Raw genomic sequence first — 1,091 nt, 5'->3', positions numbered from 1 at the left:
CTCAACAGACTCCGACGCAACGGCATCGCCCCCATGCCCACCCAAGACGCACTCGCCCTGTTCGACAACGCACTCGCCAGCGGTCAACCACATCTGCTTCCGGCCCGGATCGACCGCGCGGTACTCCGTGGACAGGCCGACACCGGCATATTGCCCCCGCTCCTGCACAATCTCGTGCGTACGTCGTCTCGCCGCGCCTCTCGTGGAACCGCCGGCACCCATTGGGCGCTGCGAATCAGCGCACTTCCAGCCGACGAACGCCGTGAGGCGGTGCTCGCCCTTGTACGCAACCAGGTCGCAGCCGTCCTGGGGCACGGTGCGCCGGGTGCGATAGATCCGGAACGGGCGCTGAACGAGCTGGGCTTCGATTCGCTGACAGCGGTGGAACTGCGCAACCGGCTTGCCGGATCCACCGGCCTGCGCCTGCCGTCCACCCTGGTCTTCGACTACCCGAACATGGCCGCGTTGGCGGACTTCCTGCTCGAACTCGTCCAGGACGTACCGGTGAGCACGGCAACCGCCGCCAGAGCTGCCGCGCACGACGATCCGATCGCGGTCGTCGCCATGGCCTGCCGTTATCCCGGCGGTGTGCACTCCCCCGAGGATCTATGGCGCCTGGTGACCGACGGCGTCGACGCCATCACCGCGTTCCCCGGCAACCGCGGCTGGGACACCGACCTGTACGACCCGGATCCGGACCGAACCGGGAAGACCTACTCCCAGCACGGCGGATTCCTGCACGACGCCGACCAGTTCGACGCCGACTTCTTCGGCATCAGCCCCCGCGAAGCCCTCGCCATGGACCCCCAGCAACGCCTCCTCCTCGAAACCACCTGGGAAGCACTCGAACGAGCCGGGATACCCACGCAGAGCCTGCGCGGCAGCGCAACAGGTGTCTTCACCGGGGTGATGTACGACGACTACGGCACCCGTCTCCGCCAAGCCCCGGACGGATTCGAGGGACATCTGGCGACCGGTAGCGCGAGCAGTGTCGCCTCCGGGCGGATCTCGTACGTCTTCGGGTTCGAAGGCCCCGCCATCACCATCGACACCGCCTGCTCCTCCTCCCTCGTCGCCATCCACCTCGCCGC

1 protein-coding gene is annotated in these 1,091 nt (G+C 67.7%); it reads left to right on the top strand.

Going from position 1 to position 1,091, the window contains the following annotated elements:
• Nucleotides 1-270: 270 nt before the first annotated feature.
• Nucleotides 271-1,091 (top strand): beta-ketoacyl synthase N-terminal-like domain-containing protein (locus tag ACWD0F_RS52135; RefSeq protein WP_449890605.1); only part of this gene is annotated, 821 nt, incomplete at its 3' end.

This window comes from Nonomuraea sp. NPDC002799 (genome assembly GCF_053592075.1).
Note: the sequence above shows the minus strand (reverse complement) of the source record. Positions and strands in the feature narration are given on the sequence as shown.